The 26,148-nt window shown below is 63.5% G+C and carries 23 protein-coding genes and 2 pseudogenes; 9 read left to right on the forward strand and 16 right to left on the reverse strand.

Going from position 1 to position 26,148, the window contains the following annotated elements; genetic code table 11:
• Window positions 1-91 precede the first annotated feature (91 nt).
• Window positions 92-997, reverse strand: a complete 906-nt coding sequence (locus ACK3BB_RS25915) for a LysR family transcriptional regulator (protein ID WP_428929703.1) — start codon at window positions 995-997, stop codon at window positions 92-94.
• Between the two features lie 92 nt (window positions 998-1,089).
• Between ACK3BB_RS25915 and ACK3BB_RS25920 the strand changes: the two genes are divergently transcribed.
• The gene (locus tag ACK3BB_RS25920) at window positions 1,090-2,217 is read left to right on the forward strand and encodes an alanine racemase (protein ID WP_428929704.1); all 1,128 of its coding nucleotides are present in this window, start codon (window positions 1,090-1,092) and stop codon (window positions 2,215-2,217) included.
• Between the two features lie 10 nt (window positions 2,218-2,227).
• Window positions 2,228-3,163, forward strand: a pseudogene (locus ACK3BB_RS25925) (ornithine cyclodeaminase family protein).
• 404 nt (window positions 3,164-3,567) lie between these two features.
• Here the strand turns inward: ACK3BB_RS25925 and ACK3BB_RS25930 are convergent.
• The 11 genes and pseudogenes from ACK3BB_RS25930 to glpD all read right to left on the reverse strand — a co-directional run bounded on the left by ACK3BB_RS25930 (window position 3,568) and on the right by glpD (window position 15,130).
• Window positions 3,568-4,355 (reverse strand): IS5 family transposase gene (locus ACK3BB_RS25930; protein ID WP_428929705.1). Its coding sequence is split into 2 segments (ribosomal slippage): window positions 3,568-4,016 and window positions 4,016-4,355, totalling 789 coding nucleotides; the frame shifts between segments, so codons are not numbered across the junction.
• Between the two features lie 225 nt (window positions 4,356-4,580).
• Window positions 4,581-4,826, reverse strand: a pseudogene (locus tag ACK3BB_RS25935) (transposase); the annotation flags it as partial.
• A gap of 53 nt (window positions 4,827-4,879) precedes the next feature.
• The gene (locus ACK3BB_RS25940; protein ID WP_428929706.1) at window positions 4,880-5,215 is read right to left on the reverse strand and encodes a hypothetical protein; all 336 of its coding nucleotides are present in this window, start codon (window positions 5,213-5,215) and stop codon (window positions 4,880-4,882) included.
• A 460-nt stretch (window positions 5,216-5,675) separates the two neighbouring features.
• Window positions 5,676-7,172, reverse strand: coding sequence for a glycerol kinase GlpK (glpK, locus tag ACK3BB_RS25945; protein ID WP_428929707.1), 1,497 nt, complete (start codon window positions 7,170-7,172; stop codon window positions 5,676-5,678).
• 98 nt (window positions 7,173-7,270) lie between these two features.
• A complete protein-coding gene (locus tag ACK3BB_RS25950; protein WP_076625781.1) occupies window positions 7,271-8,986 on the reverse strand; it encodes an ABC transporter substrate-binding protein in 1,716 nt (571 codons plus the stop codon).
• A 62-nt stretch (window positions 8,987-9,048) separates the two neighbouring features.
• Window positions 9,049-9,324, reverse strand: coding sequence for a DUF2160 domain-containing protein (locus tag ACK3BB_RS25955; RefSeq protein ID WP_076625780.1), 276 nt, complete (start codon window positions 9,322-9,324; stop codon window positions 9,049-9,051).
• A 218-nt stretch (window positions 9,325-9,542) separates the two neighbouring features.
• Window positions 9,543-10,406, reverse strand: a complete 864-nt coding sequence (locus ACK3BB_RS25960) for a carbohydrate ABC transporter permease (protein ID WP_428929708.1) — start codon at window positions 10,404-10,406, stop codon at window positions 9,543-9,545.
• 1 nt (window position 10,407) lies between these two features.
• Window positions 10,408-11,277, reverse strand: coding sequence for a carbohydrate ABC transporter permease (locus ACK3BB_RS25965; RefSeq protein WP_076625779.1), 870 nt, complete (start codon window positions 11,275-11,277; stop codon window positions 10,408-10,410).
• Window positions 11,278-11,329: 52 nt separating this feature from the next.
• A complete protein-coding gene (locus tag ACK3BB_RS25970; RefSeq protein WP_428929709.1) occupies window positions 11,330-12,403 on the reverse strand; it encodes an ABC transporter ATP-binding protein in 1,074 nt (357 codons plus the stop codon).
• A gap of 14 nt (window positions 12,404-12,417) precedes the next feature.
• Complete coding sequence (locus ACK3BB_RS25975; RefSeq protein WP_428929710.1) at window positions 12,418-13,506, reverse strand: ABC transporter ATP-binding protein; 1,089 nt, start codon at window positions 13,504-13,506, stop codon at window positions 12,418-12,420.
• A gap of 31 nt (window positions 13,507-13,537) precedes the next feature.
• Window positions 13,538-15,130 (reverse strand): glycerol-3-phosphate dehydrogenase, encoded by a 1,593-nt coding sequence (gene glpD, locus ACK3BB_RS25980; protein ID WP_428929711.1) that lies wholly within the window; start codon window positions 15,128-15,130, stop codon window positions 13,538-13,540.
• Window positions 15,131-15,357: 227 nt separating this feature from the next.
• On the opposite strand from glpD, the gene ACK3BB_RS25985 reads away from it, so the two are divergent.
• From ACK3BB_RS25985 to ACK3BB_RS26015, 7 genes are all read left to right on the forward strand, one after another.
• Window positions 15,358-16,140, forward strand: coding sequence for a DeoR/GlpR family DNA-binding transcription regulator (locus ACK3BB_RS25985; protein ID WP_428929712.1), 783 nt, complete (start codon window positions 15,358-15,360; stop codon window positions 16,138-16,140).
• Between the two features lie 50 nt (window positions 16,141-16,190).
• Window positions 16,191-16,978 (forward strand): IS5 family transposase gene (locus ACK3BB_RS25990; protein WP_428929705.1). Its coding sequence is split into 2 segments (ribosomal slippage): window positions 16,191-16,530 and window positions 16,530-16,978, totalling 789 coding nucleotides; the frame shifts between segments, so codons are not numbered across the junction.
• A 216-nt stretch (window positions 16,979-17,194) separates the two neighbouring features.
• Window positions 17,195-21,325, forward strand: a complete 4,131-nt coding sequence (locus ACK3BB_RS25995; RefSeq protein WP_428929713.1) for a strawberry notch-like NTP hydrolase domain-containing protein — start codon at window positions 17,195-17,197, stop codon at window positions 21,323-21,325.
• Between the two features lie 85 nt (window positions 21,326-21,410).
• A complete protein-coding gene (locus ACK3BB_RS26000) occupies window positions 21,411-21,737 on the forward strand; it encodes a hypothetical protein (protein WP_428929714.1) in 327 nt (108 codons plus the stop codon).
• 69 nt (window positions 21,738-21,806) lie between these two features.
• The gene (locus ACK3BB_RS26005; protein WP_428929715.1) at window positions 21,807-22,535 is read left to right on the forward strand and encodes a DUF736 family protein; all 729 of its coding nucleotides are present in this window, start codon (window positions 21,807-21,809) and stop codon (window positions 22,533-22,535) included.
• 149 nt (window positions 22,536-22,684) lie between these two features.
• Window positions 22,685-22,870 carry a hypothetical protein gene (locus ACK3BB_RS26010; protein ID WP_428929716.1) on the forward strand — a complete coding sequence of 62 codons (186 nt, stop codon included), beginning with the start codon at window positions 22,685-22,687 and terminating at the stop codon, window positions 22,868-22,870.
• On the forward strand, window positions 22,867-23,373 hold the full coding sequence (locus ACK3BB_RS26015) for a JAB domain-containing protein (RefSeq protein ID WP_428929717.1): 507 nt from the start codon (window positions 22,867-22,869) through the stop codon (window positions 23,371-23,373). Before ACK3BB_RS26010 ends, ACK3BB_RS26015 begins: the two co-directional genes overlap by 4 nt.
• A gap of 19 nt (window positions 23,374-23,392) precedes the next feature.
• Here the strand turns inward: ACK3BB_RS26015 and ACK3BB_RS26020 are convergent, their stop codons facing one another.
• The 4 genes from ACK3BB_RS26020 to ACK3BB_RS26035 form a co-directional block, all read right to left on the reverse strand.
• Window positions 23,393-23,608, reverse strand: coding sequence for a hypothetical protein (locus ACK3BB_RS26020; protein ID WP_428929718.1), 216 nt, complete (start codon window positions 23,606-23,608; stop codon window positions 23,393-23,395).
• Between the two features lie 226 nt (window positions 23,609-23,834).
• Entirely contained in the window at window positions 23,835-24,449 is a 615-nt protein-coding gene (locus ACK3BB_RS26025; RefSeq protein WP_428929719.1) for a DUF3800 domain-containing protein, read from the reverse strand.
• Window positions 24,433-24,951, reverse strand: a complete 519-nt coding sequence (locus tag ACK3BB_RS26030; RefSeq protein ID WP_428929720.1) for a helix-turn-helix domain-containing protein — start codon at window positions 24,949-24,951, stop codon at window positions 24,433-24,435. The genes ACK3BB_RS26025 and ACK3BB_RS26030 overlap by 17 nt, the downstream gene beginning before the upstream one ends.
• 261 nt (window positions 24,952-25,212) lie before the next feature.
• Window positions 25,213-25,620, reverse strand: coding sequence for a hypothetical protein (locus ACK3BB_RS26035; protein WP_428929721.1), 408 nt, complete (start codon window positions 25,618-25,620; stop codon window positions 25,213-25,215).
• Window positions 25,621-26,148 lie beyond the last annotated feature (528 nt).

A 26,148-nucleotide genomic window follows, 5' to 3' on the forward strand; every position in this document is an offset into this window, starting at 1 on the left:
CGAAAGTCATTGCAAGACGCAGAGAAACGGTCGGCACCCATAAGCTCTATTACGATGCTGAGGGACGGGGCGCTTGTCCATGTTTGGCCGTTCAAAACATCGGGGGCGCGCCGATGCCGGATTCCAGCTGCTCGACGAACTTGTCGATGCGGAGCGAGCGGACGGCGCGGGGGTTCAGCAAAGCCACTATGTCAGCGTCCGGAAGAGACCAGTCCGGCAACACGCGCACCAGTCGGCCGGTGCGCAGATCGGCGGAAACGCTCCATTCGGAGCGCTCCACGATACCGAACCCCTCCAACGCCCAGGCGCGCAGGACCTCGCCGTCGTTGCAGGCATAGACCGGCTGCACGCGCAGGTTCATCTCAATGCCGTCCGGGCCCGCCAGCGGCCAAAGCGTGGCATCCGCCCGGTTCTCGCGAACCACGCCGATCCTGTGTGCAGCGACCTCCTCTGGGCTCTGCGGAAGTCCAACGCGCTCGGCGTAGTCGGCCGACGCCACCAGCAAGCGACGGTTGGGTGCAAGCTTGCGTTGCGTGATCCGGAGGTCCGGCAGGCGCCCCACGTGGATCAGCACATCCCAAAGCCCATCGTTCATCGCACCCACGGGATCTTCGCTGAGGCGGAGCGTCGGGCGCAGCGACGGGTGTTCCGCAGCAAAGCGCGCAAGCATCGGGGCAACATGCAACCGCCCGAATCCAAAGGGGGCAATGACATGCAGCGGCCCCTCGATCCGGCCCGCTCGGACGGCCATGTCTTCGGCGAGGCTGTCCACGTTATCAAGAATATGCTGGGCCCGGTCAACAAGATAGCCGCCTTCTGCGGTAAGCCTTAGCGGACCTCGACCTCGCTCGACAAGCCGCAGGCGCAAACGGTCTTCGAGCAGCGCCAGCCGTTGCGACACCGCCGGGGGCGTCACACCCAGATCGCGGGCCGCAGCAGCAAGGCTCGGCGCGGTCGAAAGCGCGGTGAGGAAACGGAGATCAGAGATACCAAGCATTAAGTTAAATCTTAATGCTGATTTCAGTTCATGTGAATACGCGCTGAATTCAACGGATGGTAAAGGCACTGCATTACCAGAGGATCCCCACCATGACCGACCCAGCCCCCTTTACGTTTGACACTCTCCCCACGCCTGCGCTGCTGCTGGACGAAGCAAGGATGATGCGCAACATCGCACGCATGGACACCCGCGCCGCACGGCTTGGCGTCACCCTGCGCCCCCATCTGAAAACCGCAAAATCCGTCGAGGCCGCGCGCCGCCTGACCGGCGGGACGCCCGGCCCCATCACCGTCTCGACCTTGGCGGAGGCCGAAGCGTTTCACGCGGCAGGGTTTGCAGATATTCTCTATGCCGTGGGCATCGCTCCGCAAAAGCTGGAGCGCGTGCAGGCCCTGCGCACCCATGGTTGTGATCTGAAAGTCATCCTCGACAACGAGGCGCAGGCGCGCGCGGTGGCGCAGGCCGGTGTTCCCGCCTTGATCGAGATCGACAGCGATGGCCATCGCGGCGGGCTGCGACCCGAAGACCCGGCGCTGGTCCGGATCGGCCAAATCCTGAACGAACGCGCCTGCCTTCTTGGTGTCCTGACTCATGCCGGCGAGAGCTATGGCGTGCGCGGCGCCGCCGCCCATGCTGAGTTCGCGGAACAGGAGCGCGCCGCCGCCGTTGCTGCCGCCGAAGCCCTGCGCAGGGCTAGACTGCCGTGCGCCGTGGTCAGTGTCGGCTCGACACCGACCGCCCATGCCGCACGCGACCTGACCAGCGTGACGGAACTGCGGGCCGGGGTCTACATGTTCTTCGATCTCGTCATGGCGGGGATCGACGTCTGCACGGTCGATGACATAGCCCTCAGCGTGCTGACGACCGTGATCGGGCATCAACCGGCCAAGGGCTGGACGATGATCGACGCTGGCTGGATGGCCCTGTCACGCGACCGAGGGACTGCGGCGCAGGAGGTGGATCAGGGCTATGGGCTGGTCTGCGACGAGACAGGCCGCATCCTGCCGGGCCTCATCGTAAGCGGCACCAACCAGGAACACGGTACTGTCTCGCTGCGTTCCGGCGAAGACGGGCCTGTTCCGGACCTGCCCGTGGGCGCACGCCTGCGCATCCTGCCCAATCACGCCTGCGCAACCGCTGCGCAGCATCATCGCTACACTGTGCTGCCGGTGGACGGCGGCTCCCTGCAATCTTGGCCGCGCTTTGGCGGCTGGTAAGGAGACCGAAATGATCCTGATCACCGAGGCCCAGTCCTCTGCCATCGTCACGCCCGAACTCGCCTTCTCAGCGGTGCGCGACGCCTTAATCGCCGCCGTCGCGCCGGGTGCCGCGAGCTTCCCGGTGGTGGTCGCCCACGGCAGCGACCCGCAAAACCGCTTCACCATCAAATCCGCCTCAGGGGCAACCTTGGCCGGGCTGAAGGTCGGTGCCTACTTCCCGACGAACGACGCACGCGGTCTGCCACGACACGCCTCGACCATCCTGTTGATCGACCAGACTACGGGCCGCATAGGCGCCGTGATCGAAGGATCGGTGGTGAACTGCGACCGCACCGCCGCAGCGGATGCCGTAGCGACGGATGCCCTCGCGCGCCCGGATGCGGAGGTCCTGACCCTGTTCGGAACGGGCCACCAAGCCGCCTACGAGGCACAGGCGATCGCGCGTATCCGGAAGCTGTCCCGCTTGCTGGTGGTTGGCAGAGAAGCCGCGCGCACAAAAGCCTTCGTCGAGAGATTGCGCAGCTCGGGCTTGCCGGCGGAGGCCGCAGAGGCGGAAACTGCGGTCCGTGCCGCTGACATCATCGTCACCGCAACAACGGCCACTGCACCACTCTTCGAGGCAGCCTGGGTCCGGCCGGGAACGCATGTCTCCTCCATGGGATCTGACTCTCAAGGAAAACAGGAACTGCCTGCGAATCTCTTCCGACACGCTCGTCTCTTCTGTGACCTCCCGGAACAGTCACTGCGCATCGGAGAGTTCTAGCACGCGGGGCCCGATGCTAACCCGACGGCGATAGGGTCGGTGCTGTCCGATAAAGCTCCGAGGCGTGGACATGCCCGCGAGATCACGATCTTCGACAGCTCGGGTATCTCGCTGCAAGACTTGCACATGGCGAAGGCGATCCTTGATCTTCATGCGACGCGCGGTGCAGCGGACAGTTAGAAGTCGTGGGGCAAACCCATACCTGCGCGTGCGGCTCCGACATTTGAATGGCAACTTCGCCTACATTGGCGGCGCTGTGGCGCAGAATCCCGCTCGCTTCGGCTGCGCAGTAGTTCCTTAATCATGCTGCAATTGCACCAGCTAGTCGCCGAATGCCCGGAAAGCCCGCGCCTAGGGCGTCCGACGATCTCATGCTGAAGGTCTGCTTCCCCGGCCTTGCTAACTCAAAGTCAGGGTAAGTTTGGGCTGGCACCGGCCGAATGCAGCCGTAGCGAAGCTTCAGTACGATCCGGAGCACTTCGGGCTCGAAGTTGTCCTTCGCCACGCGCTGTCTGAACGGCCGCTTTGGCCGAATACGCGCGCAACGCGGTTTTTCACCTATTTGATCTGCCTAGCCCCCTAGGTCATGTTGACAAATGGCGGATCCAGAGACGGATCGACGTGATGTCAATGAAGCCGAGGAAGCTTTCCGCCGTCTTGTCGTAGCGGGTCGCGACACGCCTGGCGTTCTTGAGCTTGTTGAAGCAGCGTTCGACCAGATTCCGCAGGCGATACAGCGAGCGATCGACACCAATCCGCTTCTTGCGGGACTTTCGCATCGGGATCACGGGCAGGACGTTGCGCGCTTCCATGCCGTCTCTGATCTTGTCTGCATCGTAGCCGCGATCCGCGAGCAGCACGCTCGGGCGGGGCAGATTATCCGCCATCACCAGATCGAAGCCGAGATAGTCCGACGTCTGGCCTGGCGTGATCTCTGTCCTCATGGGAAGCCCGTGTGCATTGACGAGGAGGTGGATCTTGGTCGTAAAGCCACCTCGAGAACGGCCGAAACCTTGTCGTGGAGTCCCCCTTTAGCGCCCGCTGCCTGATGGTGGGCGCGGATTACGATGCTGTCGATCATCTGCAGGGCGCTTGGCACAGCTCCGCTCTGGTTCAGTGCCTCCATGATGTCCTCCCAGAGCCCGGCCAACGTCCAGCGCCGGAATTGCCGATAGACGCTCGACCACTTGCCGAACTCCCCGGGAAGATCGCGCCAAGGCGCCCCGGTTCGGGCAATCCAGAAAATCCCATCAAGAACGAGGCGGTGGTTGGTGGGTTTACGCCCGTTCGGGGCGCGGACGGCGAGGATGAAGCGCTCAAAGAACGTCCATTCCTCGTCCGACATAAGGTCTCGTGCCAAGCTGGTCTCCATCGCAGATGCCAGCTTGAATCATGCTCAAAGCCTGATGTGAATCCCTTTTGTCAACACGACCTAACCGGGATCACCGCAAGCGCGCCGTCACCACTCTCAAGTGCGCATCAGCCCATGTGCCACGTTTTTTAACGGGGTCCAGCCCACCAATAAGCCATCGGCAACTGCCCTTCGCCAAGAGCATACCACAGGCTGTTGCTACCGCGCACAGGCGGGCGGCGGCCCGGAACGGTTTTTTAAAATGTCACGCTCCTCCGAGACCCGCGCCAGCTCCTTCTTCAGGTGCCGGATCTCGGCGTCTTTCTCTGCCTCTCCCGAGGACGCCTTCGCGAACTTCTTCTTCCAAGCGTAGAGCGAATACGCGCTGACCCCGAGACTCTCCGACACTTCCCTGACCGGATAGCCCCGCTCGGTGATCTGCGCGACGGCGTCTCTCTTGAAATCGTCGCTGAACTTGGTGCTGCTCATCATGACCTCCTTGCCTCAAAATTAGCGAAGAAGGCGTCTACGATGCATGGGGCTATTCACAGCTCGCCCGAACTGGCTGGTTCACTGCGGTGCATGTGCGCAGCGAAGAGGCCGACCGGCTGAGGTGCCTTGTCGCGGCACGTGAAAGATTGATCCGGTCGCGCAAGGACCTCGAAGGTCACATCCGTGGCGTCCTCAAAACCTTCGGCATCCGTATGATCGGCATTGGCCAGGGGCGACAGAGGCAGGCGTTCCGCGATCAACTGGCGGCAGCGGGCGAGACCGACCCAGTTCTGGGGGCCATGGCCAATGCCTTCATCGTTACCCGTGCCAAGCTGTGCCAAGTGGCGGAAGACTTGGACAAGGCGGTGAAGAAAACGGCCAAGGCCCATCCTGTTGCGCGTCGCCTAATGACAATCCCCGGTGTTGGTCCTGCGCCGGGATCCTGTGGATGGTGGCCTGACTGCAATGACCTTCGGCCCCGGTGTCGATAGACCGTCCGATCTGGTCGACATGCCTGGCCTTCGGAGCCTCTGGAATGGTGCGACGGGTTGTCAGGCCTGACAACGGGGCTGCAAATTCACTTGCAAGCATAGCTCTCCAGCGGAGCAGCGCCAGAAAACGGTTTTTCCGGCATCCTCACAATGACGGGCGGGTAACGCGATCGGGTTTGTGCATGGCAACCGGGGCGTTGTATCCGATCCCGCCGTCTGGGAAGGGTTCGGTGCCATGTCCTGGCCAGTCTTCCTGACTGTCGCGGGCGCGGGGACGTCCGAAGCCTCGCCCCCCCCTGCTCCGGCATGATGCGGTCTGTATGCAGGAGGGCGGAAGTGTCCCAAGAATGTTCCGCGTTCAGGCCGACAGCGTCGCCGTGACCGCGCGCAGCCATGCGGCGTGCCGCGCTTCGCGCCGCTCTGCGGGCATTGCCGCTTCGAACCGGCGGTCCAGCGCCCAATCCGCGGCGAAGGCCGCCTGATCTGGGTAAAGCCCCGCGCGGGCCCCTGCCAGCCATGCTGCCCCCATCGCAGTGGTTTCCACCACCTTCGGGCGATCCACCGGCGCGCCGATGATGTCACTGAGAAACTGCATCGCAAAATCCGAGCGGCTCATCCCACCGTCCACCCGCAACGAGGCGACAGGCGTTTCCGACATACCTTGGGCCATGTCGGCGCGCATTGCATCCAGCAGGTCCCGGGTCTGGAACCCGACGCTTTCCAACGCCGCGCGGGCAAATTCCGCAGGCCCCGAGGCGCGGGTCAGGCCAAACACCGCCCCGCGACATTCTGCGTTCCAATAGGGCGCGCCCAGCCCGGTGAAGGCGGGGACGAGGATCAGCTTCTGATCGGGATCCGCCGTTTCCGCGAGCCCTTGCGTTTCCTCCGCGTGGCGGATCACCTTCAGCCCGTCGCGCAGCCATTGCACCACCGCGCCCGCGATAAAGATCGACCCTTCAAGGGCGTAGGTGGGCCGGCCCTCCAGCTGGTAGGCGATGGTGGTAAGCAGGCGGTGGCGTGACCGCACGGCGACGTCGCCGGTATTGATCAGGGCAAAGCACCCGGTCCCATAGGTCGATTTCAACATGCCCGGCTGGAAACAGGCCTGTCCTACGGCGGCGGCCTGCTGGTCGCCCGCGATGCCCAGGATCGGGATTGGCCGACCGAAAAGATCGGGCCGGGTGTCGCCGAAATCAGCGGCGCAGTCGTGGACCTCGGGCAGCATCGAGGCGGGGATCCCGAGCCGCGCGCAGATTGTCGTAGACCAGCGCCCTTTGTGAATGTCGTAAAGCATGGTGCGCGCGGCGTTCGTGGCATCCGTCGCATGAACGCGCCCGCCGGTCAGGTTCCACACCAGCCAGCTGTCGACGGTGCCGAAAATCAGGTCTCCGGCCTCGGCGCGCGCACGGGCCCCCTCGACATTGTCGAGGATCCACTTGATCTTGGTGGCGGAAAAATACGGGTCGAGCAGCAACCCGGTGCGGTCGGTCACCGTGTCCTCGAACGCTTCGTCACGCAGGCGGCGGCACATTTCGGCGGTGCGGCGGTCCTGCCAGACGATCGCGTTGTAGACCGGCTGGCCGGTGGTACGGTCCCAGACCAGCGTCGTTTCGCGCTGGTTGGTGATGCCAATGGCGGCAATCTCGGCCCCGCCCGCGCGGCCCTTTTCGACGGCGGCGCGGCAGGTGGCGGCGGTGGTGGACCACAGGTCGGACGGGTCGTGTTCGACCCAGCCTGACGATGGAAAATACTGCGGGAATTCCTCCTGCGCCGAGGCGGTCACGCGCATCTGCTCGTCAAAGAGGATGGCGCGGCTGGAGGTGGTGCCCTGGTCGATGGCGAGGATATGGCGCATGGCAAGCCTTTCCCGTGGGGCGGAGGGCCCCGGGTCGTGTTCAGCAATGTCGGAAGGGAGGGGACGCCGGGGCCAGCACATGGCCCCGGCGGGCTGGCTTACTGCCAGCTCTTGATCAGTTCGTCATAGGAGATGGTCTTGGGCTCTTCATCCTCGTTGTCGAGCTTCGCCTTGGGCGAGCCTTCCTGCGACAGCCAGTACTCCGGGTCCTGCTCCTCGTTGAGCTTGGGGCCGATGTCGCCCTGGATGCCAGCGCGCTCGAGGCGCTGCATCACGCGCTCCTGGTCCTCGCAAAGCGCGTCGAGCGCTTCCTGCGGGGTCTTGGCGCCGGACATGGCGTCACCAATGTTCTGCCACCACAGCTGCGCCAGCTTGGGGTAATCGGGAACGTTGGTGCCGGTCGGCGACCACTGCACCCGCGCGGGCGAGCGGTAGAATTCCACGAGGCCGCCCAGCACCGGCGCACGCTCGGTGAAGCTCTCGTGGTTGATCGAGCTGTCGCGGATGAAGGTCAGGCCCACGTGGGATTTCTTCACGTCCACGGTCTTCGACGTGACGAACTGCGCATAGAGCCAGGCGGCCTTGGCGCGGTCCTCGGGGGTGGATTTCATCAGCGTCCAAGACCCCACGTCCTGGTAGCCGATCTTGGTGCCTTCCTCCCAGTAGACGCCGTGCGGCGAGGGGGCCATGCGCCATTTCGGCGTGCCGTCTTCGTTCATCACCGGCAGGCCGGGCTTGACCGTGTCGGCGGTGAAGGCGGTGTACCAGAACATCTGCTGCGCCACGTTGCCCTGCGCCGGGATCGGGCCTGCCTCGGAGAAGGTCATGCCCGCCGCCGCCGGGGGCGTGTATTTCTCCAGCCACTCGATGGCCTTGGTCACGGCATAGACGGCTGCGGGGCCGTTGGTCGCGCCACCCCGGGTCACGCAGGACCCCACGGGCTGCGAGTTCTCGTTGACGCGGATGCCCCATTCGTCGACCGGCAGGCCGTTCGGCTCGCCCTTCGATCCGGCACCGGCCATGGACAGCCACGCATCGGTGTAGCGCCAGCCAAGGCTTGGGTCCTTCTTGCCGTAATCCATGTTGCCATAGACCTCGGTGTCGATGCCCATGTGCGACAGGTCGCGCCCGGTGAAGAATTCCGCGATGTCCTCGTAGGCGGACCAGTTCACCGGAACGCCCAGATCGTAGCCGTAAGCCTCGCGGAAATCGGCCTGGTTCTTCTCGTCGTTGAACCAGTCGTAGCGGAACCAGTAGAGGTTCGCGAACTGCTGGGTCGGCAGCTGGTAGAGCTTGCCATCGGGGGCCGAGGTGAAATCGGTGCCGATGAAATCGTCGAGGTCCAGCGTCGGCGAGGTCACGTCCGCGCCCTCGTTCGCCATCCAGTCGGTCAGGTTGCGCACCTGCTGGTAGCGCCAGTGGGTGCCGATCAGGTCCGAGTCATTCACATAGGCGTCGTAGATGTTCTCGCCCGACTGCATCTGGGTCTGGAGTTTCTCGACCACATCGCCCTCGCCGATGAGGTCGTGGGTGAGGTTGATGCCAGTGATCTCCGAGAACGCCTTGGCCAGGACCTGGCTTTCGTATTCATGTGTAGTGATGGTTTCCGAGACAACCTTGATGTCCATGCCGCGGAACTGCTCGGCCGCGTCGATGAACCACTGCATCTCGGCTTCCTGCTCTTCGCGGGTCAGCGCGGACTGATCGCCGATCTCGGCATCGAGGAAGGCTTTCGCCGCCTCCATGTCGGCGAAGGCGGCGGTGCCCAGCAGGGTCATCGCCAGTGCCATCGCGGTGGTGTTTCTGAAGTTCATGGTTCTCCTCCCATTTCGAACCTAGTGTTGGATGCCGCCTTTTCGGGACGGCGCATGCATCGTCAGACCCAGCGGAAGACCGCGGCGGCGTAGACGAGACAGACGGCCATCGCCCAGGGCTGGGTGTCGGCGCCGACAAGCCCCAGCCAGGCGAGGTTGATGAAGGCGCTGCCAAGCAGCGTGACGAAGAGCCGGTCGCCGCGCGTGGTCTCGGTGCGCAGGATGCCGACGCGCGGCGTTTCGGGGAATTTCACCGCGAGCACGGTGAAGATCACCAGCAGCAGCGCGATGGTTGCGAAGAAGGCCGCCGTGGGCCAGGTCCATGCCATCCAGTCCATTTGTCAGGCGCTCCTTTTTCCTATTTCGGGCAGGTGCGCGATGTAGACCACCTCGCGCACCCGGCACGACTGCGCCAAGCCCGACCTCCCCCCCGGGAGGGCTTTCGTTGGAACAGCCCCGGCTTGCGCGGCTGTGATGCTTTGGAGTGCATGGGCCGAGAATGCGTTTCGGCCCACCCGAGGTCGGGCTTGGCGCAGTCGCGCCTCCCACAGACGCATCACACCCTCCCGAGGGCAAAGCCCTTGGCGATGTAGTTGCGGACGAAGTAGATCACCAGCGCGCCGGGGATGATGGTCAGGATGCCTGCCGCAGCCAGAAGCCCCCAGTCGATGCCGGAGGCGCCCTGCGTCCGGGTCATGATCGCGGCGATGGGTTTCGCATCCACCGTGGTCAGGGTGCGTGACAGCAGCAGCTCCACCCAGGAGAACATGAAGCAGAAGAAGGCCGCGACCCCGATGCCGCTGGCGATCAGCGGGGTGAAGATCTTGATGAAGAAGCCGCCGAAGCTGTAGCCGTCGATATAGGCGGTCTCGTCGATTTCCTTGGGGACGCCGCGCATGAAGCCTTCGAGGATCCACACCGCCAGCGGCACGTTGAACAGGCAATGCGCCAGTGCCACCGCGATATGGGTGTCGAAGAGACCCACCGAGGAATAAAGCTGGAAGAAGGGCAAGGCAAACACGGCGGGCGGCGCCATGCGGTTGGTCAGCAGCCAGAAGAACAGGTGCTTGTCACCGAGGAAGTGATAGCGGCTGAAGGCATAGGCCGCCGGCAGCGCCACCGCGAGGCTGATCACCGTGTTCATCACCACGTAGATCAGCGAGTTGACGTAACCCATGTACCAGCTCGCATCGGTGAAGATGGTCACGTAGTTCTGGAAGGTCAGATCGCGTGGGAACAGGGTGAAATCGCCCAGGATCTCGGCATTGGTCTTGAGGCTCATGTTCAGCAGCCAGTAGATCGGCAGCAAGAGGAACAGCAGGTAGAGCGTCATCACCACGGAGCGGGAATTGACCCGGAGGCGGGGGCGCGTGTTGCTGCCCCCCGCGGTGAGCTTTTCGGGGATGGTGGCGTCGGTCATCTTACATCCCCTTTTTGTCGAGGTTGGTCATCACGGTGTAGAACACCCAGGAAATCGCGAGGATCACCAGGAAGTACATCAGCGAGAAGGCGGCGGCGGGGCCGAGGTCGAACTGCCCGAGCGCCATCTTCACGAGGTCGATCGACAGCAGCGTGGTGGCATTGCCGGGGCCGCCTCCGGTGACGACGAAAGGCTCGGTGTAGATCATGAAGCTGTCCATGAAGCGCAGCAGGATGGCGATCATCAGAACACCCATCATCTTGGGCAGCTCGATATAGCGGAACACCTTCCAGCGGCTGGCCTGGTCGATCCGCGCGGCCTGGTAATAGGCGTCGGGAATGGATTTCAGCCCGGCAAAGGCGAGCAGAGCGACCAGCGAGGTCCAGTGCCAGACATCCATGACGATGATCGTCACCCAGGCGTCGACGATGTTCTGGGTGTAGTTGTAGTCGATCCCCAGCTTGGCCAGCGTGTAGCCCAGCAGGCCGATGTCCACCCGCCCGAAGATCTGCCAGATGGTGCCGACCACGTTCCACGGGATCAGCAGCGGCAGCGACATCATCACCAGCACGAAGCTGGACCAGAAGCCCTTCTTGGGCATGTTGAGCGCGACAAAGATGCCCAGCGGGATCTCGATGGCGAGGATGATCGCCGAGAAGGTCAGCTGGCGGCGCAGCGCGTTCCAGATGCGCTCGTCGTTCAGCATCTCCTCGAACCATTCGAGACCGGCCCAAAAGAACTGGTTGTTCCCGAACGTGTCCTGCACGGAATAGTTCACCACCGTCATCAGCGGGATCACCGCCGAGAAGGCCACCAGCACCAGCACCGGCAGCACGAGGAACCACGCCTTGTTGTTCTGTGTCTTGTTCATTGTTTCCTCCCCCGGAGTGTTTTGTGGGGGTCTCTTTCGGACCCCTTCGTGCTCAGGCGGCGCCCGGCACCCTCCAGTCGTTGGCGTAGACGTTGACATGCGCCGGATCGAAGGTGACGCGGGTCATATCGGGCGAGATGCTGTCATCCTCACCGGCGATGATGTTCAGCTCCTGCCCGAAGAAATCGGCGCGCACGATCTTGTGGCGGCCCACGTCCTCGACGCGGCGGATGTTGACCGGCAGGCCCTCGTCACGGCTGAGGCGGGCGAATTCAGGGCGCACGCCGATCTCGACCTTGCCCGACAGGTCGGTGTAGCCGCGGGTCAGCGCGATCTGGCTACCATTCACATGCGCGACATTGCCCTCGATCTGAGCGGGGATGACGTTCATCCCCGGCGAGCCGATGAAATAGCCGACGAAGGTATGCTCGGGCCGCTCGAACAGCTCCTCGGGCGTGCCAATCTGCACCACGCGGCCGTCATACATCACGACGACCTTGTCGGCGAAGGTAAGCGCCTCGGTCTGGTCGTGGGTGACGTAGATCATCGTGTGACCGAACTCGTGGTGAAGCTGCTTGAGCTGGGTGCGCAGCTCCCATTTCATATGCGGGTCAATCACCGTCAGCGGCTCGTCGAAGAGCAGCGCGTTGACGTCCTTGCGCACCATGCCGCGCCCGAGGCTGATCTTCTGCTTCTCGTCCGCACCAAGCCCGCGCGCCTTGCGCTTGAGCATGTGCTCCACGCCGATCATCCTGGCGATCTCGTTCACCCGCTCGGCCACGTAAGCCTCGTCGCGGCCCCGGTTGCGGAGGGGAAAGGCGAGATTGTCGTGTACCGTCATGGTGTCGTAGACGACCGGGAACTGGAAGACCTGCGCAATGTTGCGCTCGGCGGTGGGGGCGTGGGTCACGTCCTTGCCGTCGAACAGGATGCGCCCCTGCGACGGGTGCAGCAGGCCGGAGATGATGTTCAGCAGCGTGGACTTGCCGCAACCGGACGAGCCGAGAAGCGCATAGGCCTCGCCGTCGATCCAGTCGTGGTTCAGCTCCTTGAGCGCGAAATCGTCCTCGGACGTCGGCTGCGGCTTGTAGCTGTGCGCGAGGTTGTCGAGCGTGATGCGTGCCATGATCAGCCCCCCCTTCAGGCCGCGAGAGCATAGGCGGCAGGGGCGACCAGAGCGCCATCCTCGCCGAAGATGTAGACATGCCGGGCGTCGAGCCAGACATCGAGATCCGAGCCGATCGCAAGGTCATGCACCCCGTGGATGAGGCCGACCCAGCGCTCGCCGTGGTGATCGAGATGCACGAAGGTTTCGGACCCAGTCAGCTCGGTCACCGAAAGCGTGGCGGTGAACTTCATCGCATCCGGCGCGTGGTTCCGGATTTCCAGATGGTTGGGGCGAAAGCCTGCGGTGTAGCGCCCATCGGGCAGCTCGGCGAGTTTGCCCCTGACTTCGGTGCTCTGACCGTCGCCGAACAACAGGCGGCCCCCGGTCTTGGAGACGGACAGAAAGTTCATCGGCGGATCAGAGAACACCCGCGCCGTGGTGGCGTCGACCGGCTGGCGGTACACGTGCGGCGTCGGACCGAACTGGGTGATGCGCCCCTCGTGCAGCGTGGCGACATTTCCGCCGAGCAGCAGCGCCTCTTCGGGCTCGGTCGTCGCATAGACGAAGATCGCCCCGGATTTCTCGAAGATCTTCGGGATCTCGACCCGCAGCTCCTCGCGCAGCTTGTAATCGAGGTTGGCCAGCGGCTCGTCGAGCAGCACAAGGCCCGCGTTCTTCACCAGCGCCCGCGCCAGCGCGCAACGCTGCTGCTGGCCGCCGGACAGCTCCAGAGGCTTGCGGTCCAGCATCGGCGTCAGCTTCATCAGCTCGGCGGACTCGCGCACCCGGGTGTCGATCTCGGATTTCGACACGCCCATCAGTTTCATTGGAGAGGCGATGTTGTCGTAGACCGTCATCGAGGGATAGTTGATGAACTGCTGGTAAACCATTGCAATGGCACGGTCCTGGACGCGCACGCCAGTTACGTCGGTGCCATCCCAGATGACGTTGCCACGGGTGGGCGCATCCAGCCCTGCCATTAGTCGCATCAGGGACGTCTTGCCCGACGTGGTCGGCCCCAGCAGCACGTTCATCGTGCCTTTTTCCAGCGTCAGGTCGGTGGGGTGGATATGCGTCTGCCCCTCCACGACCTTTGACACGCCCTTAAGTTCAAGCGTCATCCCTGTCCTCCCGTCATCGTTCCGCGCAGCCTTATTCGGCTGCCGCGACCGCTGCCCTTTGATCTTCCATCCAGCTGTCCAAGGCCTGCACTTCCTCATTCGAAAGGCGCAACCCAAGCTTGTTTCTCCGCCACACGACGTCTTCGGCCGTGCGGGCATATTCCTGTGCCATCAGCCAGCGCACTTCGGCTTCGGTCAGAGTGGCACCGAAATCGCGTCCCATGTTAGCTGCCGTCGCGGCATCGCCCAGAATTTTTCGCGCCTCCGTGCCGTAGGCGCGGATCAGGCGCCGGGCCCAGCGGTCGTCCAGAAAAGGATACCCGGCGATCAGATCGGCGATCAGACGCTCCACGTCCCATACGTCGAAGTCGCCGCCGGGCAGCGCCACGCCGGCCGTCCAGGGCGCAGTATCGCGCCCCAACGCAGCCGAGATCTTTTCAAGCGCGCTTTCGGCCAGCCGACGGTAGGTGGTGATCTTACCGCCAAAGACATTGAGTACCGGCGCCCCGGCAGTGTCGACCTTGAGCGTGTAATCGCGCGTGGCGGCGGTGGCGCTGCTGGCCCCGTCGTCATAAAGCGGGCGGACCCCGGAATAGGTCCAGACGATGTCGTCGCGGGTCATTTGCTGGCGGAAATACCCGTTGGCGAAGTCGATCAGGTATTGCTGTTCCTCGGGCGTACAGACCGGGCGCTGGTCAGGATCGGCGTGATCTTGATCGGTGGTGCCGATCAACGTGAAATCGGTCTCATAGGGGATCGCAAAGATGATCCGCCCGTCTTTGCCCTGGAAGAAATAGCATTTGTCATGATCAGTCAGCCGCCGGGTCACGATATGGCTGCCGCGCACCAGCCGGACGCCTTCGCGCGAATTCAGACGAATGGTGCCCTGCAGCAGCTCCCCCACCCACGGCCCGCCTGCGTTCACCACCATGCGGCTGCGATGCCGGGTCCGCTGGCCTGTCACGACATCTTCGACCTCGATCGTCCAGTGATCGGCGCTGCGGTCGGCGGACAGGACCTTAGCGCGGGTCAGGATCTGCGCGCCGCGCGCTTCCGCATCGCGGGCGTTCAACACGACAAGGCGCGAGTCCTCGATCCAGCAGTCGGAATATTCGTAAGCAGTTTCAAAGTGATCCTGCAACGGCACACCTTCAGGCGTGCCCTTCAGCGACAGCGTCGCCGTGCCCGGCAGGATCTTGCGACCGCCCAGCGTGTCATACAGGAACAGGCCCAGACGGATCAGCCATGCCGGACGCCGCCCCTTCATCCAGGGCATGACGGTGGACAACAGCCTCGACGTGGGTGTGGCGCTCTCGAACCGCATGTCGCGGTGATAGGGCAGCACGAAGCGCATGGGCCAGGAGATATGCGGCATGGCCTGCAGCAGGACTTCCCGTTCGATCAGCGCTTCGCGCACAAGGCGGAATTCGAAGAACTCAAGATAGCGCAGGCCGCCATGGAACAGCTTGGTCGAAGCCGACGACGTGGCAGAGGCGAGGTCGCTCATTTCGGCCAAGGTGACGGACAGGCCGCGCCCGGCCGCATCCCGTGCGATCCCGCAGCCATTGATACCGCCCCCGATCACGAAAATATCGACGATGTCAGTCTGGTCCTCGGTCCGCACAGGGTCCTCCTCACGCTGGCGTGACAGTCTTCTGAGCCAAAAGAAACAGAAACGCAATAATAAATTTTTCGCCTATGTTCGTTTTTGCGCTATCGTGCGAGAAGCGAACATTGCGACACGTCCGAGGCAATCAGCCTATCGGCGCTGCCAGCCCCGCGCGTCTGAGCGCCCACTTGCGCCGGACGGGGTCGCATGTCAGCTTTTGGCACGATCATCAGAAGGTCCCGATGTCCCAAAGTTTCCGCCATCCCGAAATCCTCGAAATCGCGCGCCGCGACGGTAAGGTCACGGTAGAAGAGCTGGCGCAGCACTTTGGCGTGACACTGCAGACGATCCGCCGCGATCTGTCGGACCTGGCCGAGGGCGGTCAGCTTGAGCGGGTGCATGGTGGGGCGATCCTGTCTTCCGGCACGGCGAACATTCGGTACGAAGAACGCCGCAACCTGCACCCCGAAGCCAAGGCGGCCATCGCACGCGCCTGTGCCGCGCGGATCCCCAACGACATTTCCCTGTTCCTCAGCATCGGGACCAGCACCGAAGCCGTGGCTCAGGAACTTCTGAACCATCGCAACCTGTTGGTGGTCACGAACAACATGAATGTCGCGTCGATCCTGGCCATGAACCCGGAGTGCGAGGTCGTCGTGACAGGCGGCAGTTTGCGGCGGTTGGACGGTGGGCTGATCGGAAGTCTGGCCACCGACACGATCCGCCAGTTCAAGTTCGACCTGTCGGTAATCGGCTGCTCGGCCATCGACCCCGATGGCGATCTTCTCGACTTTGACGTGCAGGAAGTGGGTGTGAGCAAGGCGATCCTGCGACATTCGCGCCGGACGTTCCTCGTATCGGATCGGTCCAAGTTCCAGCGCACCGCCCCGGTGCGGATCGCGTCCCTGTCAGAGCTTGACGTGTTCATTACGGATGCCGCGCTGCCGACCGGACTGGCGCGGGCCTGCCGCGACTGGAGTACGGAAATCGACGTGGTGCAGGGCTTCGAGCCTAGGTCGTGTTGACAAAAGGGATTCACATCAGGCTTTGAGCATGATTCAAGCTGGCATCTGCGATGGAGACCAGCTTGGCACGAGACCTTATGTCGGACGAGGAATGGACGTTCTTTGAGCGCTTCATCCTCGCCGTCCGCGCCCCGAACGGGCGTAAACCCACCAACCACCGCCTCGTTCTTGATGGGATTTTCTGGATTGCCCGAACCGGGGCGCCTTGGCGCGATCTTCCCGGGGAGTTCGGCAAGTGGTCGAGCGTCTATCGGCAATTCCGGCGCTGGACGTTGGCCGGGCTCTGGGAGGACATCATGGAGGCACTGAACCAGAGCGGAGCTGTGCCAAGCGCCCTGCAGATGATCGACAGCATCGTAATCCGCGCCCACCATCAGGCAGCGGGCGCTAAAGGGGGACTCCACGACAAGGTTTCGGCCGTTCTCGAGGTGGCTTTACGACCAAGATCCACCTCCTCGTCAATGCACACGGGCTTCCCATGAGGACAGAGATCACGCCAGGCCAGACGTCGGACTATCTCGGCTTCGATCTGGTGATGGCGGATAATCTGCCCCGCCCGAGCGTGCTGCTCGCGGATCGCGGCTACGATGCAGACAAGATCAGAGACGGCATGGAAGCGCGCAACGTCCTGCCCGTGATCCCGATGCGAAAGTCCCGCAAGAAGCGGATTGGTGTCGATCGCTCGCTGTATCGCCTGCGGAATCTGGTCGAGCGCTGCTTCAACAAGCTCAAGAACGCCAGGCGTGTCGCGACCCGCTACGACAAGACGGCGGAAAGCTTCCTCGGCTTCATTGACATCACGTCGATCCGTCTCTGGATCCGCCATTTGTCAACATGACCTAAGCTTGGGCCGCCTCCGCGCATTTGAAAGTGGAAAGGCGGCTTTTTGTCCTGTCAGACCCGTAACCTGACTGGAAGGACAGATCCCATGGTCAACCGTAGGCTGAACACCGACCCCGTTATCCCATCACATGCTCGGCTCAGGGAGGTCCTGCCTCTGATTGGCAGCGCACTCGCCGAAGGACCGCTCAGAAGCTCGTCTTTGGCACGGCTCATGCGTGAGACCTTTGGCGGCAGCGATGCCGCGGGCGCCTGGTCCTGGCGCATGGCTTATGACGCGATGCAGGCCGCTGCGGTCATGCAGGTCGTACAGGGGACTGGCCAAGACGCGCTGACCTCTGCCGGACTGCTGGCCTCGCGGCTCCTGACGGAAACGCGGCGCTCTGAGCAGCAGATCCGCCTGCAGCAATTCAGCAGCCCGTTGCCCTATGCCGCGCTAGTTGCACGCGCTGCGTCCATACGGTCTGGTGAGACCTTCTTTGAGCCTTCGGCCGGCACCGGCGCGCTGGCCGGTTTTGCCCTGCGCGCGGGCGGTAAGCCGATGCTCAACGAGATCGATCCCTTCCGCCGCGCCCTGCTCGAGGCGGTCTTCGCGGTCGAGGTGACCGGCCATGACGCGGAGCATATCGACGACCTCCTGACCGCATCTGATCTTCCGGGCGTCATCGTGATGAACCCACCCTTCGCCTCCTCGGTCGATCGGTCGCGCGACAGGCATGTCGCGGCAAAGCATCTGATCGCCGCCGCCAAGCGGCTCGCCCCCGGCGGTAGGCTCGTGGCGATCATGCCGACGGGATTTTCGCCGGAACGGGATGCGGCCCATTGGGCGCGGGCCTCGGCAATCGCAAAGCCGCGTCTCGATCTCACGATCCCGGGCCATGTCTATCGCAAGCTCGGCACCACGGTTGAGACCCAGCTCATGGTTTTCGACAAGGTGCAGGACGAGGTCGCGTTCGTCCGCGCGGTTGCGGCCGATCTGGAGGCGGCGCAGCACATCGTCGATGATATCGCCGCGACCCGATCTAACGCTCCGCTTCAGTCGCGTGCACAGGTCCGGGCCATCCCGCGTCAGGGCACTACTCCCGCCGTACGCAGCCGACGGTTTGTCGCAAGCTCTACCTGCAAACCCAAAGCCCTGGCAGCCGTCCCGCTGGCCTTTACCCCCCTCGACACCCCCCGTGAAAACACCCCGGTTTCGGACATCTATGCCCGCTACCGCCCTCAGCGGATCGAGATTGCGGGCGCGCAAGAACATCCCACGCCGCTGGTCGAGAGTATCGCCATGGCGTCGGTGGCCCCGCCGGCGCCTTCGAGCGATGCCGCTGCTGATCTGCGGCTGCCCGGTCGCCTGATCGAAGAGGGCTATCTCTCCGAGGCTCAGCTCGAGACCATCCTCATGGCGAACGACGCGCACGAACGCGACCTGCCGGGCAGGTTCACGATCGACGAGGACCAGACCCGAATGACCCGCGCCGACGATGATCCGGACGCACGGGCCTATCGCCTCGGATATTTCCTCGGCGACGGGACGGGGTGTGGCAAGGGCCGGGAATGCGCCGGGCTCATCTTGGTCAACTGGCTCGCGGGGCGGCGCAAGGCGGTCTGGATCTCTAAATCCGCCACGCTCATCGAGGACGCGATCCGGGACTGGACCGATCTCGGCGGTTCGCCTGCGGATATCCAGCCGCTCTCGAAATGGAAGCCCGACCAACCGATCTCCATGGGCGACGGCATCCTCTTCGTCACCTATGCGACGCTGCGCTCAGCGGGAAAATGTGGGACGACGCGCCTCGGCCAGATCCTCGATTGGATGGGCGAGGGGTTCGACGGCGTGCTGGCCTTCGACGAGGCGCATGCCATGCAGAACGCCGCCGGGTCTGAGGCGGGCAGGGGCGTCAAACCCTCTCAGCAGGGTCTCGCCGGGCTGCGCTTGCAGTTGGCAGTGCCCCGGGCTCGGGTCTTCTACGTCTCGGCGACCGGGGCCACGAGCGTGCACAATCTGGCCTATGGCTCCCGCCTCGGTCTCTGGGGACAGGGACCGGAATATCCCTTCCCGAGCCGCGAGAGCTTTGTTTCCGCGATGGAGGCCGGCGGGGTGGCCGCGATGGAGGTGGTGGCACGCGACCTCAAGACGCTCGGTTTCTACACGGCTCGGGCGCTCAGCTTCGACGGCGTGGAATATGACGTGCTCGAACATGCGCTGACGCCCTCCCAGATCGAGATCTACGACGCCTATGCCGGTGCCTTCCGGACGATCCATCACAATCTCGAGGCGGCACTGACCGCGACCGGCGTCAACGACGCCTCCGGTCAGACGAACGCCTCTGCGGCGCGGTCTGCGGCGAAGTCACGGTTCGAGAGTACCAAGCAGCGCTTCTTCAACCATCTGCTCCTCGGGATGAAGGCCCCGACCATCATTCGCGCCATCGGCGAGGATCTGGCGGAGGGATATGCCTGTGTTATCCAGGTGGTCTCCACCGGCGAGAGCCTCCTGAAACGGCGGCTGGAGGCGATGGACCCCGAGGATGAGTTGACGCAAGGCGCGCTGACCCCGCGCGACTACGTCCTGGGCTACCTCGAACAGGCTTTCCCGATCCACGCCCAGAAACTCGTCGAGATCGACGGGAACATGGTGGCAGAGCCGCTTCGAGACGCGGATGGCACTCTGGTCGTCTCGCGCGAGGCCGAAGCTCTGCGCGATGCGGCGATGATGGAGCTGATGGCCCTGGCGCCGATCCCCTCGGCGCTTGATCAGATCCTCTGGGCCTTCGGCGACGGTGCCGTGGCCGAGGTGACGGGACGTTCGGTCCGGCCGCTGAAATCCCGGGACAGAGCGCTCTTCATCGAGAAGCGGTCCGCCAGCAGCAATTCCTCGGAAACCCGGGCCTTCATGGACGGCGAGAAGGACATCCTCATCTTCTCCGATGCCGGAGGCACGGGTCGGTCTTACCATGCGGCTAGATCGGCGAAGAACCAGAAGCGGCGGCGGCACTACCTGCTGGAGCCCGGCTGGCGCGCCGATGCAGCGATCCAGGGGCTCGGCCGCACGCATCGCTCGGCCCAGGTCAGCGCGCCCTTCTTCCGGGTCTGCACCTCGGATGTTCATGGCGAGAAGCGCTTCACCTCGACGATCGCCCGGCGGCTCGACCAACTGGGGGCGCTCACCAAGGGGCAGCGCGAGACCGGTTCGCAGGGCATGTTCCGCGAGGAGGACAATCTCGAAAGCCCGATCGCGCGGGCTGCACTGCGCGGCTACTACGCCGATCTGGCCGCCGGGCGTGCCGGGGCGATGAGCTACGAGTGGTTCACGGACTGGACCGCGCTTCGGCTGATTGATCAGGACGGCGTGCTGCTGGAAGAACTGCCGCCCATCCAGCGCTTCCTGAACCGGGTCCTGGCGTTGCCGATCCATATGCAGAACGCGCTCTTCGCCGAGTTCATGACCCGGATTGCCGATCAGACCGAACGGGCGCGGGCCGCGGGCACGCTCGATCTCGGGGTCGAGACCCTGCGTGGCGAAAGGATCGAGCAGGTCTCGGCTGAGGACCTCTGGACCTGTCCAAGGTCCGGGGCTGTGACGCGGATCATCGGGCTCGAGGTGACGGACCCCGTCCATATCCTCGCGGGGGATGACGCGGTGGACCGAAACCATGACAAGCTGCCGATGGTCAATCGCGCCTCGGGGCGCGCGGCGCTGATCTCGTCGCGGCCCATGCAGATCTATGACGAGGAGATCGTCACGCTGATGCGCAAAGTCACGCGGCCGACTGGATCGACCTATGTCGAGGAAGGAAAGTTCCAGGCCTCGGCCTGGGAGGAAATCGCGCGTCCCGAGTTCCTGCATCTCTGGGACGCGGAGGCCGACAGCCTGCCGAAAACCACCACGACGAAGCTCTATCTCCTCACCGGGCTCCTGCTGCCGATCTGGAAGGACATCCCGTCGGGCAACGAGCGCATCTACCGGGTCACGCCGGACGGGCAGGGCAGCATGATCGGTCGGACCGTCAGCGAAGACGGCGCCGCCGCGCTGCGTGCCCGGTTCATGCTGGGCACACCAAAGACCCCGCAGGAGATGCTGACGGCGGCGCTCGGCTCCACCGCGCCGGTCGACTTGGGCCGGGGCCTCACGCTCACCCGCCGCCGGGTCGCGGGCGCGGCCCGTCTCGAGATCGACGGTGCCGACCGGGGTGCGATCGACGGGCTGCAAGCTCTGGGCTGTTTCACCGAGATCATCGCCTACCAGCTCCGGGTCTTCGTGCCGCACGGGGAGGGTGTCGAGACCGCCGCGATCCTCGGCCGGATCGTGGGGGCGGGCTCTCCGAGGGCGGCAGATCGCGCCGCCTAAGCGGTACCGATCTAGCGGACGTGGGCAGCGGCGTCGCCGCCCGCGCGCCGCGTTGCCGCGGTCAAAACTGGAACTGGAGATCAATATGAACATCACGCAGATCAAGGCCGCCGTGGATGCCGGTAAATCCGTCCACTGGGCCAACGAAGGCTACCGGGTGCACCGCGATATCCTCGGCCAATACCTCATCACCTTTGTGCCGAACGGCAGCGCAATCGGTCTGACCGACCGGAGTGGCCATCGTCTGAACGGGGCCGAGGCCGACTTCTTCATAGTAGTGTCCACGCGTGAAGCAAACGGGGAGCAGGAAGGGAGGTGCGAGGGGCGACGTCGGAGGGCCATCCTGACGCTGGGACGGGCTGACGGGCAGGAGAGAAAGGAAAGAAGGCTGTGGGTTTTTGCGATCCCATGAGGGGTCGGAAAAGCAATCCCGCGCGCTCAGGCAGGAAGCCGGGCAGCGGCAAACCCAAGGAGAAGACCCATGTTCGCAGGAACCCTGACCAAAACCGCCGAGACCGCAACCGCAGCCTTTACCGGCATGATCCACTCCACCCGGTTCGACATCGCGATCCAGCTTGAGGTCCGGACCAAGATGTCCGAGCGGAGCCCGGATTTCGACGTGACGGCCGTCAACAAGTCCGGGCGCAAGGTGCGCATCGGCACGGCCTGGAACGAGATCGGCAATACCACCGGCAACCCTTACCTTTCGATGCAGATCGACGTGGGCCTCGGCCCGTTCCGCGTCAATGCGGTGCAGAGCAAGGAGGCGCGGGAGGCCCAGAGCGGCGAATACGAGATCATCCCGCTGGTCTCGAACGGCTCCATGAAATCCGGCTCGATCTCGGGCGAGCTGACGGCGATGGATGCGGACAACGCCTTTGCCGGTTACGTCGCCAACATGATGTTCGATCTCGATTTCATGCTCATCGAGAACACCTTCAAGACCGAGGAGACCCATCCCGATTACCGCATCGAGGTCAGCTCGCCGAAGGGCCACCCGATCCGCGTGGGATCGGCCTGGATGGCGAAGAGCAATCGCACCGGGAACGACTACGTCTCGCTCCTCATCAACACGCCCGATGGTGATCTGCGGGTGAACGCGGTGCAGAACGAGGAGCAGCGCGGTGGCCAGACCTTCTCGATCATCCCGTTTGTCGAGAGCGCTGGCCAAGAGCGGTCGGACAACACCGGCCTCGCCCTGGTGAGCTGACAAACAGCAGTATTCTAGCGAAAGGGCGTCCCGAGCAATCGGGGCGCCTGTAATCCGTGCTTCCTGTCCCCAAGAGGCACGCCTCGTGAGGGGAGTCGCAGCAGCGCGGCTCCCCTCTTTTCGTTTCATCCCATCAAAAGAATGGACACATGTTCAATCTTGCCCATCCCAAGCTGGTGACGCTCGCCGAGATCGCGGACTTCCTGGAAGACCATGCGCTCGGCAGCGTCGTGCCCGCGATCTGCATGGCGCCCGATTGCGATCACACCGCCGATCTCGAACCGGATCAGCGCGCCGCCCGCCGTGCCACCCTCAAACCATTGGAGCCGACATGACACGACATGACCCCATCGAAACCACCGATCCGCCCGCGCCCGGCTTCTCGGAGGCCGAAATCGAGACCATCGACGCGGCACGAGATATCCTGCGCAGGCATGCCCGGGCCACTGCCGTGCTGCAATCCTGGACGATGCTGACCGACTACCTGGCTCTGAACGCCGTCCGCGAACGGGTCGAGGTGTTCCGGGTGCTGCTGTTGGACCGGAAAAACAAGCTGATCCGTGACAAGATCATGTCACGGGGCAGCATCGATCACGTTCCGGTCTATGTCAGCGAGGTCCTGCGTTCGGCTATCGTGCTTGATGCTTCTGCTCTCATCCTCTCTCATAATCACCCCTCCGGCGACCCGCAGCCAAGCCAGGCCGACATCAACATGACACGGAAGATCGTTGACGCCTGCAGGGTGATGGGCATCACCGTCCATGATCACATTATTGTCGGCTTCGGACGGGAGCAGGCCGCGTTCAGCATGCGGGCAGCGAGGATGTTGGGCGACTAGTCTAGCGGCAGTTCAGACGTTATTCCTGACGGTTGCGCGCCTTGGTCAAGGCTGTCCATTCATCCAACAGTTCATCGGTCCTCTGGATGATCCTGTCCCGCTCCGGCTGGAAACTGCCCTGGGCTGCGATGCCTCCTACCAACGCGGATCGCGCTTCCTCCTCACTGATCCATTCTAGGCGCTTGTGGAGGCGTTCGATTTCCGCGTGAAACTTCTCATCATCAGTGTCTGCCATCGTCGTTTTCTCTCCTTGTCCGCTTGCCGCATACCCTATCCTGCGTTGCCCCTGAGAGGGCGCAACAGTTGAATCTTCACCCTGTCCCTGCTACTTACTGCTCTGACAGCGATGCTGTCGGCGACCCGTCATGCCGCGTGCAGGTCGAGCGTCGCGGTGACCCGAACCTCGAAGGGTTCGGTTGCGAGCCGCTCTTAAGAACCGCCCCGAGGGCGGTTTTTTTGATTCAAAGCACCTGGATCCCATAGGTCTCGTGAAGCCCCTTCGCATTTGCTTCGCCGCGCTGAATCCACCTGCGCGCATAGGCGACCACGTCGGCGAGCTGCAGGAGGCGCGATGCTGCGGAGTCGATCTGGCTGATGCGGTTCACAGCCTTGAACCGCCCGTCATGCTGGCACGCCTCCGCAATGATCCGCTGGAATTCGGGGTTCGTGTTGTGGTGGTTCAGATCGAGGATCAGTTCGACGTTGCCGAGGCCCTGACCGCGAATCCTGCTCAGCTTCCGGAACTGCCCGACGGCGACCTTGACGGTCTCGATGACGTTTCCGGCGTAGATCGCAGACGCCGTGCCCTCGGTCATCGTTCCCAGCCTGTTCATCAGGACCATGCCCTCGGGTCGGTCGGCCTGAGCAAAGCGCGCCAGAAGGCCTTGCAGGTATTCCCGGCTCAGGTTCGCTGCATGCAGCTCGTTGGCGTTCGGCTCCAGCAGATCGCTCAAGGATTTGTCGACCCGCCCGCAGTCCCGCGCCCAGGCCATCACGCATCCGAGCGCGAAGCCGGGGTCTCCGGCGGTTCCGCATTCGTCGATGAAACAGAGGATGCGCTTATTCTGTGCCGCCATCGCTCTTGGCCTTTCTGGCACGCGCGCTGGCTCTGGCGCGCGGCGTCTCGGTGAGGGCCCGCGCCTCTTCCCGCTCCTTCCGTTCCTCCTCGAAATCCGGCTCGAGTTTCTTCAGCTTGTTGATCAGCCCTGTCAGGTGGTACCGGTTCGGCCCGTAGTCGCCGACGCTGGTCTTCCACTGCTCGCGCGTGACCAGCCCGGCCTCCTCGAGCGCTTTGATGTTGATTCGGATCGTCTGCTCGGTGATGCCGATGCGCTTTGCAAGGTCGCGCTTCGTCGGGAAGGGCGGGCGAAGCGGATCATAGTAATAGCCCAGAAGCTGGACGATGATGGTCAGCTGCGTAGGGGTGATCCCCAGCCGGTTCTGCGCGCGCAGCAGGATATTGGGAACGCCGGTATATCCATGCGAATAAACCTTTGGCCCGAAGATACGTTCGGTCGAGGACTTTTCCGGCGCCCTCTTGCGCGTCTTTCTTGGTGTGGTCGTAGTTGTCTTTGCCATTGTGGGCCTCCTTGTCCTTTGATCTACGGAGGCTTGGGCGTCGTCTCAATGGCTTGGCCGGGCCTTCGGGTGGTAGGATTTCCACCCCACCCGAATATCGGTATTCCGCTACTCCCGGACTTGCGGTGATTGGAACACGCTGCTTAGGTGCACGAGATTCCACCAGAGGTGGGGTTGATAGTCCACCCTACCCGTGGGGTGGAAAACCAGTCAACGCTAAGAGGCCGATTTGGCGACCTTTTTGCCGGTTCGGTCACTATTTCAAGGGTAGTCGCCGGGCCAATACGGGTCAATGTCCATCCCGGCGGGCGCATCACCGTCAAGGGTGACGCCGTTGTGCCCGCCGACCGAATCCACGACCGCCTCCGAAATCGCCCATTTCAGATCAGGGATCCAAAGCCTGTCTTTCACGGTCATACTGTAGGTTGCGCCGGCATTGGAGTCGCACCAGATGGTTTCCAGACGCCGGGACATGAGTTCGGGCATGGCATCGACGATACGTTTCATATCTTCCAGTTCGCGAAGAACCGCCCATCTGCTCTCAAGCCGCACCCCCTTGTAGGTGAAGCCCGACACTGGCGCCTTTTGTCCGGCCGCTGCCCGGTCGATCTCGTTTTGCCGGTAAAGGGTTTCCGCCAGTTCCGGCGGCATTTCGATGTCATCAACCATGGCTCGGCCTCCTGTGTGTTCCCACCTTGTTCCATGTGATTTGCGAGAGCAACCGAAACCGGCTCGGCACTTGCAGCGAACGTCGTTCGTAGCTTTGAACGTGGCGCCCGATGCCTGACGGCCTCCCCTGCTCGGCTTCGCGTGTCGCAAGGGAGATATCGGCCCTTGGCCGATCGCGCATTCGGCCATGCGGCCTCACCGCGGCGTCGCACCCAGGCCCCCGGGTTTGCCCGCCTCGCGAGCACGTCGCTCCCCGGCCGCTCCGACGGATTGCGCTCCGGTCTGTTTTGTCCAGAGGCCAAAACCATCCCTCCACTTCATCCGTCTCCCGCGTCCGGTCGCGGCGTTTGCCTGCTCGTGTCGGGCAAACCTACCGTCAAACACACACACATGAGCGCGGAAGCATATCCTCCGGATGGCCCCCAAATCAGCCCGCCTCAAGGATCGCAAAACTTTTCGGCAAGGGCGGTGCGCACGGAGGTGTCAGCCCAGTGATCGAGGGTGCGCCCGTGGTTGGCGGCGCGCCCG

Origin of the sequence: Marinibacterium sp. SX1, assembly GCF_050389775.1 — a bacterium.
Classification (GTDB): Bacteria; Pseudomonadota; Alphaproteobacteria; order Rhodobacterales; family Rhodobacteraceae; genus Marinibacterium.

Coding starts and splice junctions, on each gene's coding strand:
- ACK3BB_RS25940 (WP_428929706.1), bottom strand. CDS start 5,215: ATGGGCCTTGGCCGTTTTCTTCACCGCCTTGTCCAAGTCTTCCGCCAC.
- ACK3BB_RS25975 (WP_428929710.1), bottom strand. CDS start 13,506: ATGACGCTTGAACTTAAGGGCGTGTCAAAGGTCGTGGAGGGGCAGACG.
- ACK3BB_RS25920 (WP_428929704.1), top strand. CDS start 1,090: ATGACCGACCCAGCCCCCTTTACGTTTGACACTCTCCCCACGCCTGCG.
- ACK3BB_RS25985 (WP_428929712.1), top strand. CDS start 15,358: ATGTCCCAAAGTTTCCGCCATCCCGAAATCCTCGAAATCGCGCGCCGC.
- ACK3BB_RS26025 (WP_428929719.1), bottom strand. CDS start 24,449: ATGGCGGCACAGAATAAGCGCATCCTCTGTTTCATCGACGAATGCGGA.
- ACK3BB_RS25995 (WP_428929713.1), top strand. CDS start 17,195: ATGCGTGAGACCTTTGGCGGCAGCGATGCCGCGGGCGCCTGGTCCTGG.
- glpK (WP_428929707.1), bottom strand. CDS start 7,172: ATGCGCCATATCCTCGCCATCGACCAGGGCACCACCTCCAGCCGCGCC.
- ACK3BB_RS25965 (WP_076625779.1), bottom strand. CDS start 11,277: ATGAACAAGACACAGAACAACAAGGCGTGGTTCCTCGTGCTGCCGGTG.
- ACK3BB_RS26020 (WP_428929718.1), bottom strand. CDS start 23,608: ATGGCAGACACTGATGATGAGAAGTTTCACGCGGAAATCGAACGCCTC.
- ACK3BB_RS26015 (WP_428929717.1), top strand. CDS start 22,867: ATGACACGACATGACCCCATCGAAACCACCGATCCGCCCGCGCCCGGC.
- ACK3BB_RS25970 (WP_428929709.1), bottom strand. CDS start 12,403: ATGGCACGCATCACGCTCGACAACCTCGCGCACAGCTACAAGCCGCAG.
- ACK3BB_RS26000 (WP_428929714.1), top strand. CDS start 21,411: ATGAACATCACGCAGATCAAGGCCGCCGTGGATGCCGGTAAATCCGTC.
- ACK3BB_RS26035 (WP_428929721.1), bottom strand. CDS start 25,620: ATGGTTGATGACATCGAAATGCCGCCGGAACTGGCGGAAACCCTTTAC.
- ACK3BB_RS26005 (WP_428929715.1), top strand. CDS start 21,807: ATGTTCGCAGGAACCCTGACCAAAACCGCCGAGACCGCAACCGCAGCC.
- ACK3BB_RS25915 (WP_428929703.1), bottom strand. CDS start 997: ATGCTTGGTATCTCTGATCTCCGTTTCCTCACCGCGCTTTCGACCGCG.
- ACK3BB_RS25960 (WP_428929708.1), bottom strand. CDS start 10,406: ATGACCGACGCCACCATCCCCGAAAAGCTCACCGCGGGGGGCAGCAAC.
- ACK3BB_RS26010 (WP_428929716.1), top strand. CDS start 22,685: ATGTTCAATCTTGCCCATCCCAAGCTGGTGACGCTCGCCGAGATCGCG.
- ACK3BB_RS26030 (WP_428929720.1), bottom strand. CDS start 24,951: ATGGCAAAGACAACTACGACCACACCAAGAAAGACGCGCAAGAGGGCG.
- ACK3BB_RS25955 (WP_076625780.1), bottom strand. CDS start 9,324: ATGGACTGGATGGCATGGACCTGGCCCACGGCGGCCTTCTTCGCAACC.
- ACK3BB_RS25950 (WP_076625781.1), bottom strand. CDS start 8,986: ATGAACTTCAGAAACACCACCGCGATGGCACTGGCGATGACCCTGCTG.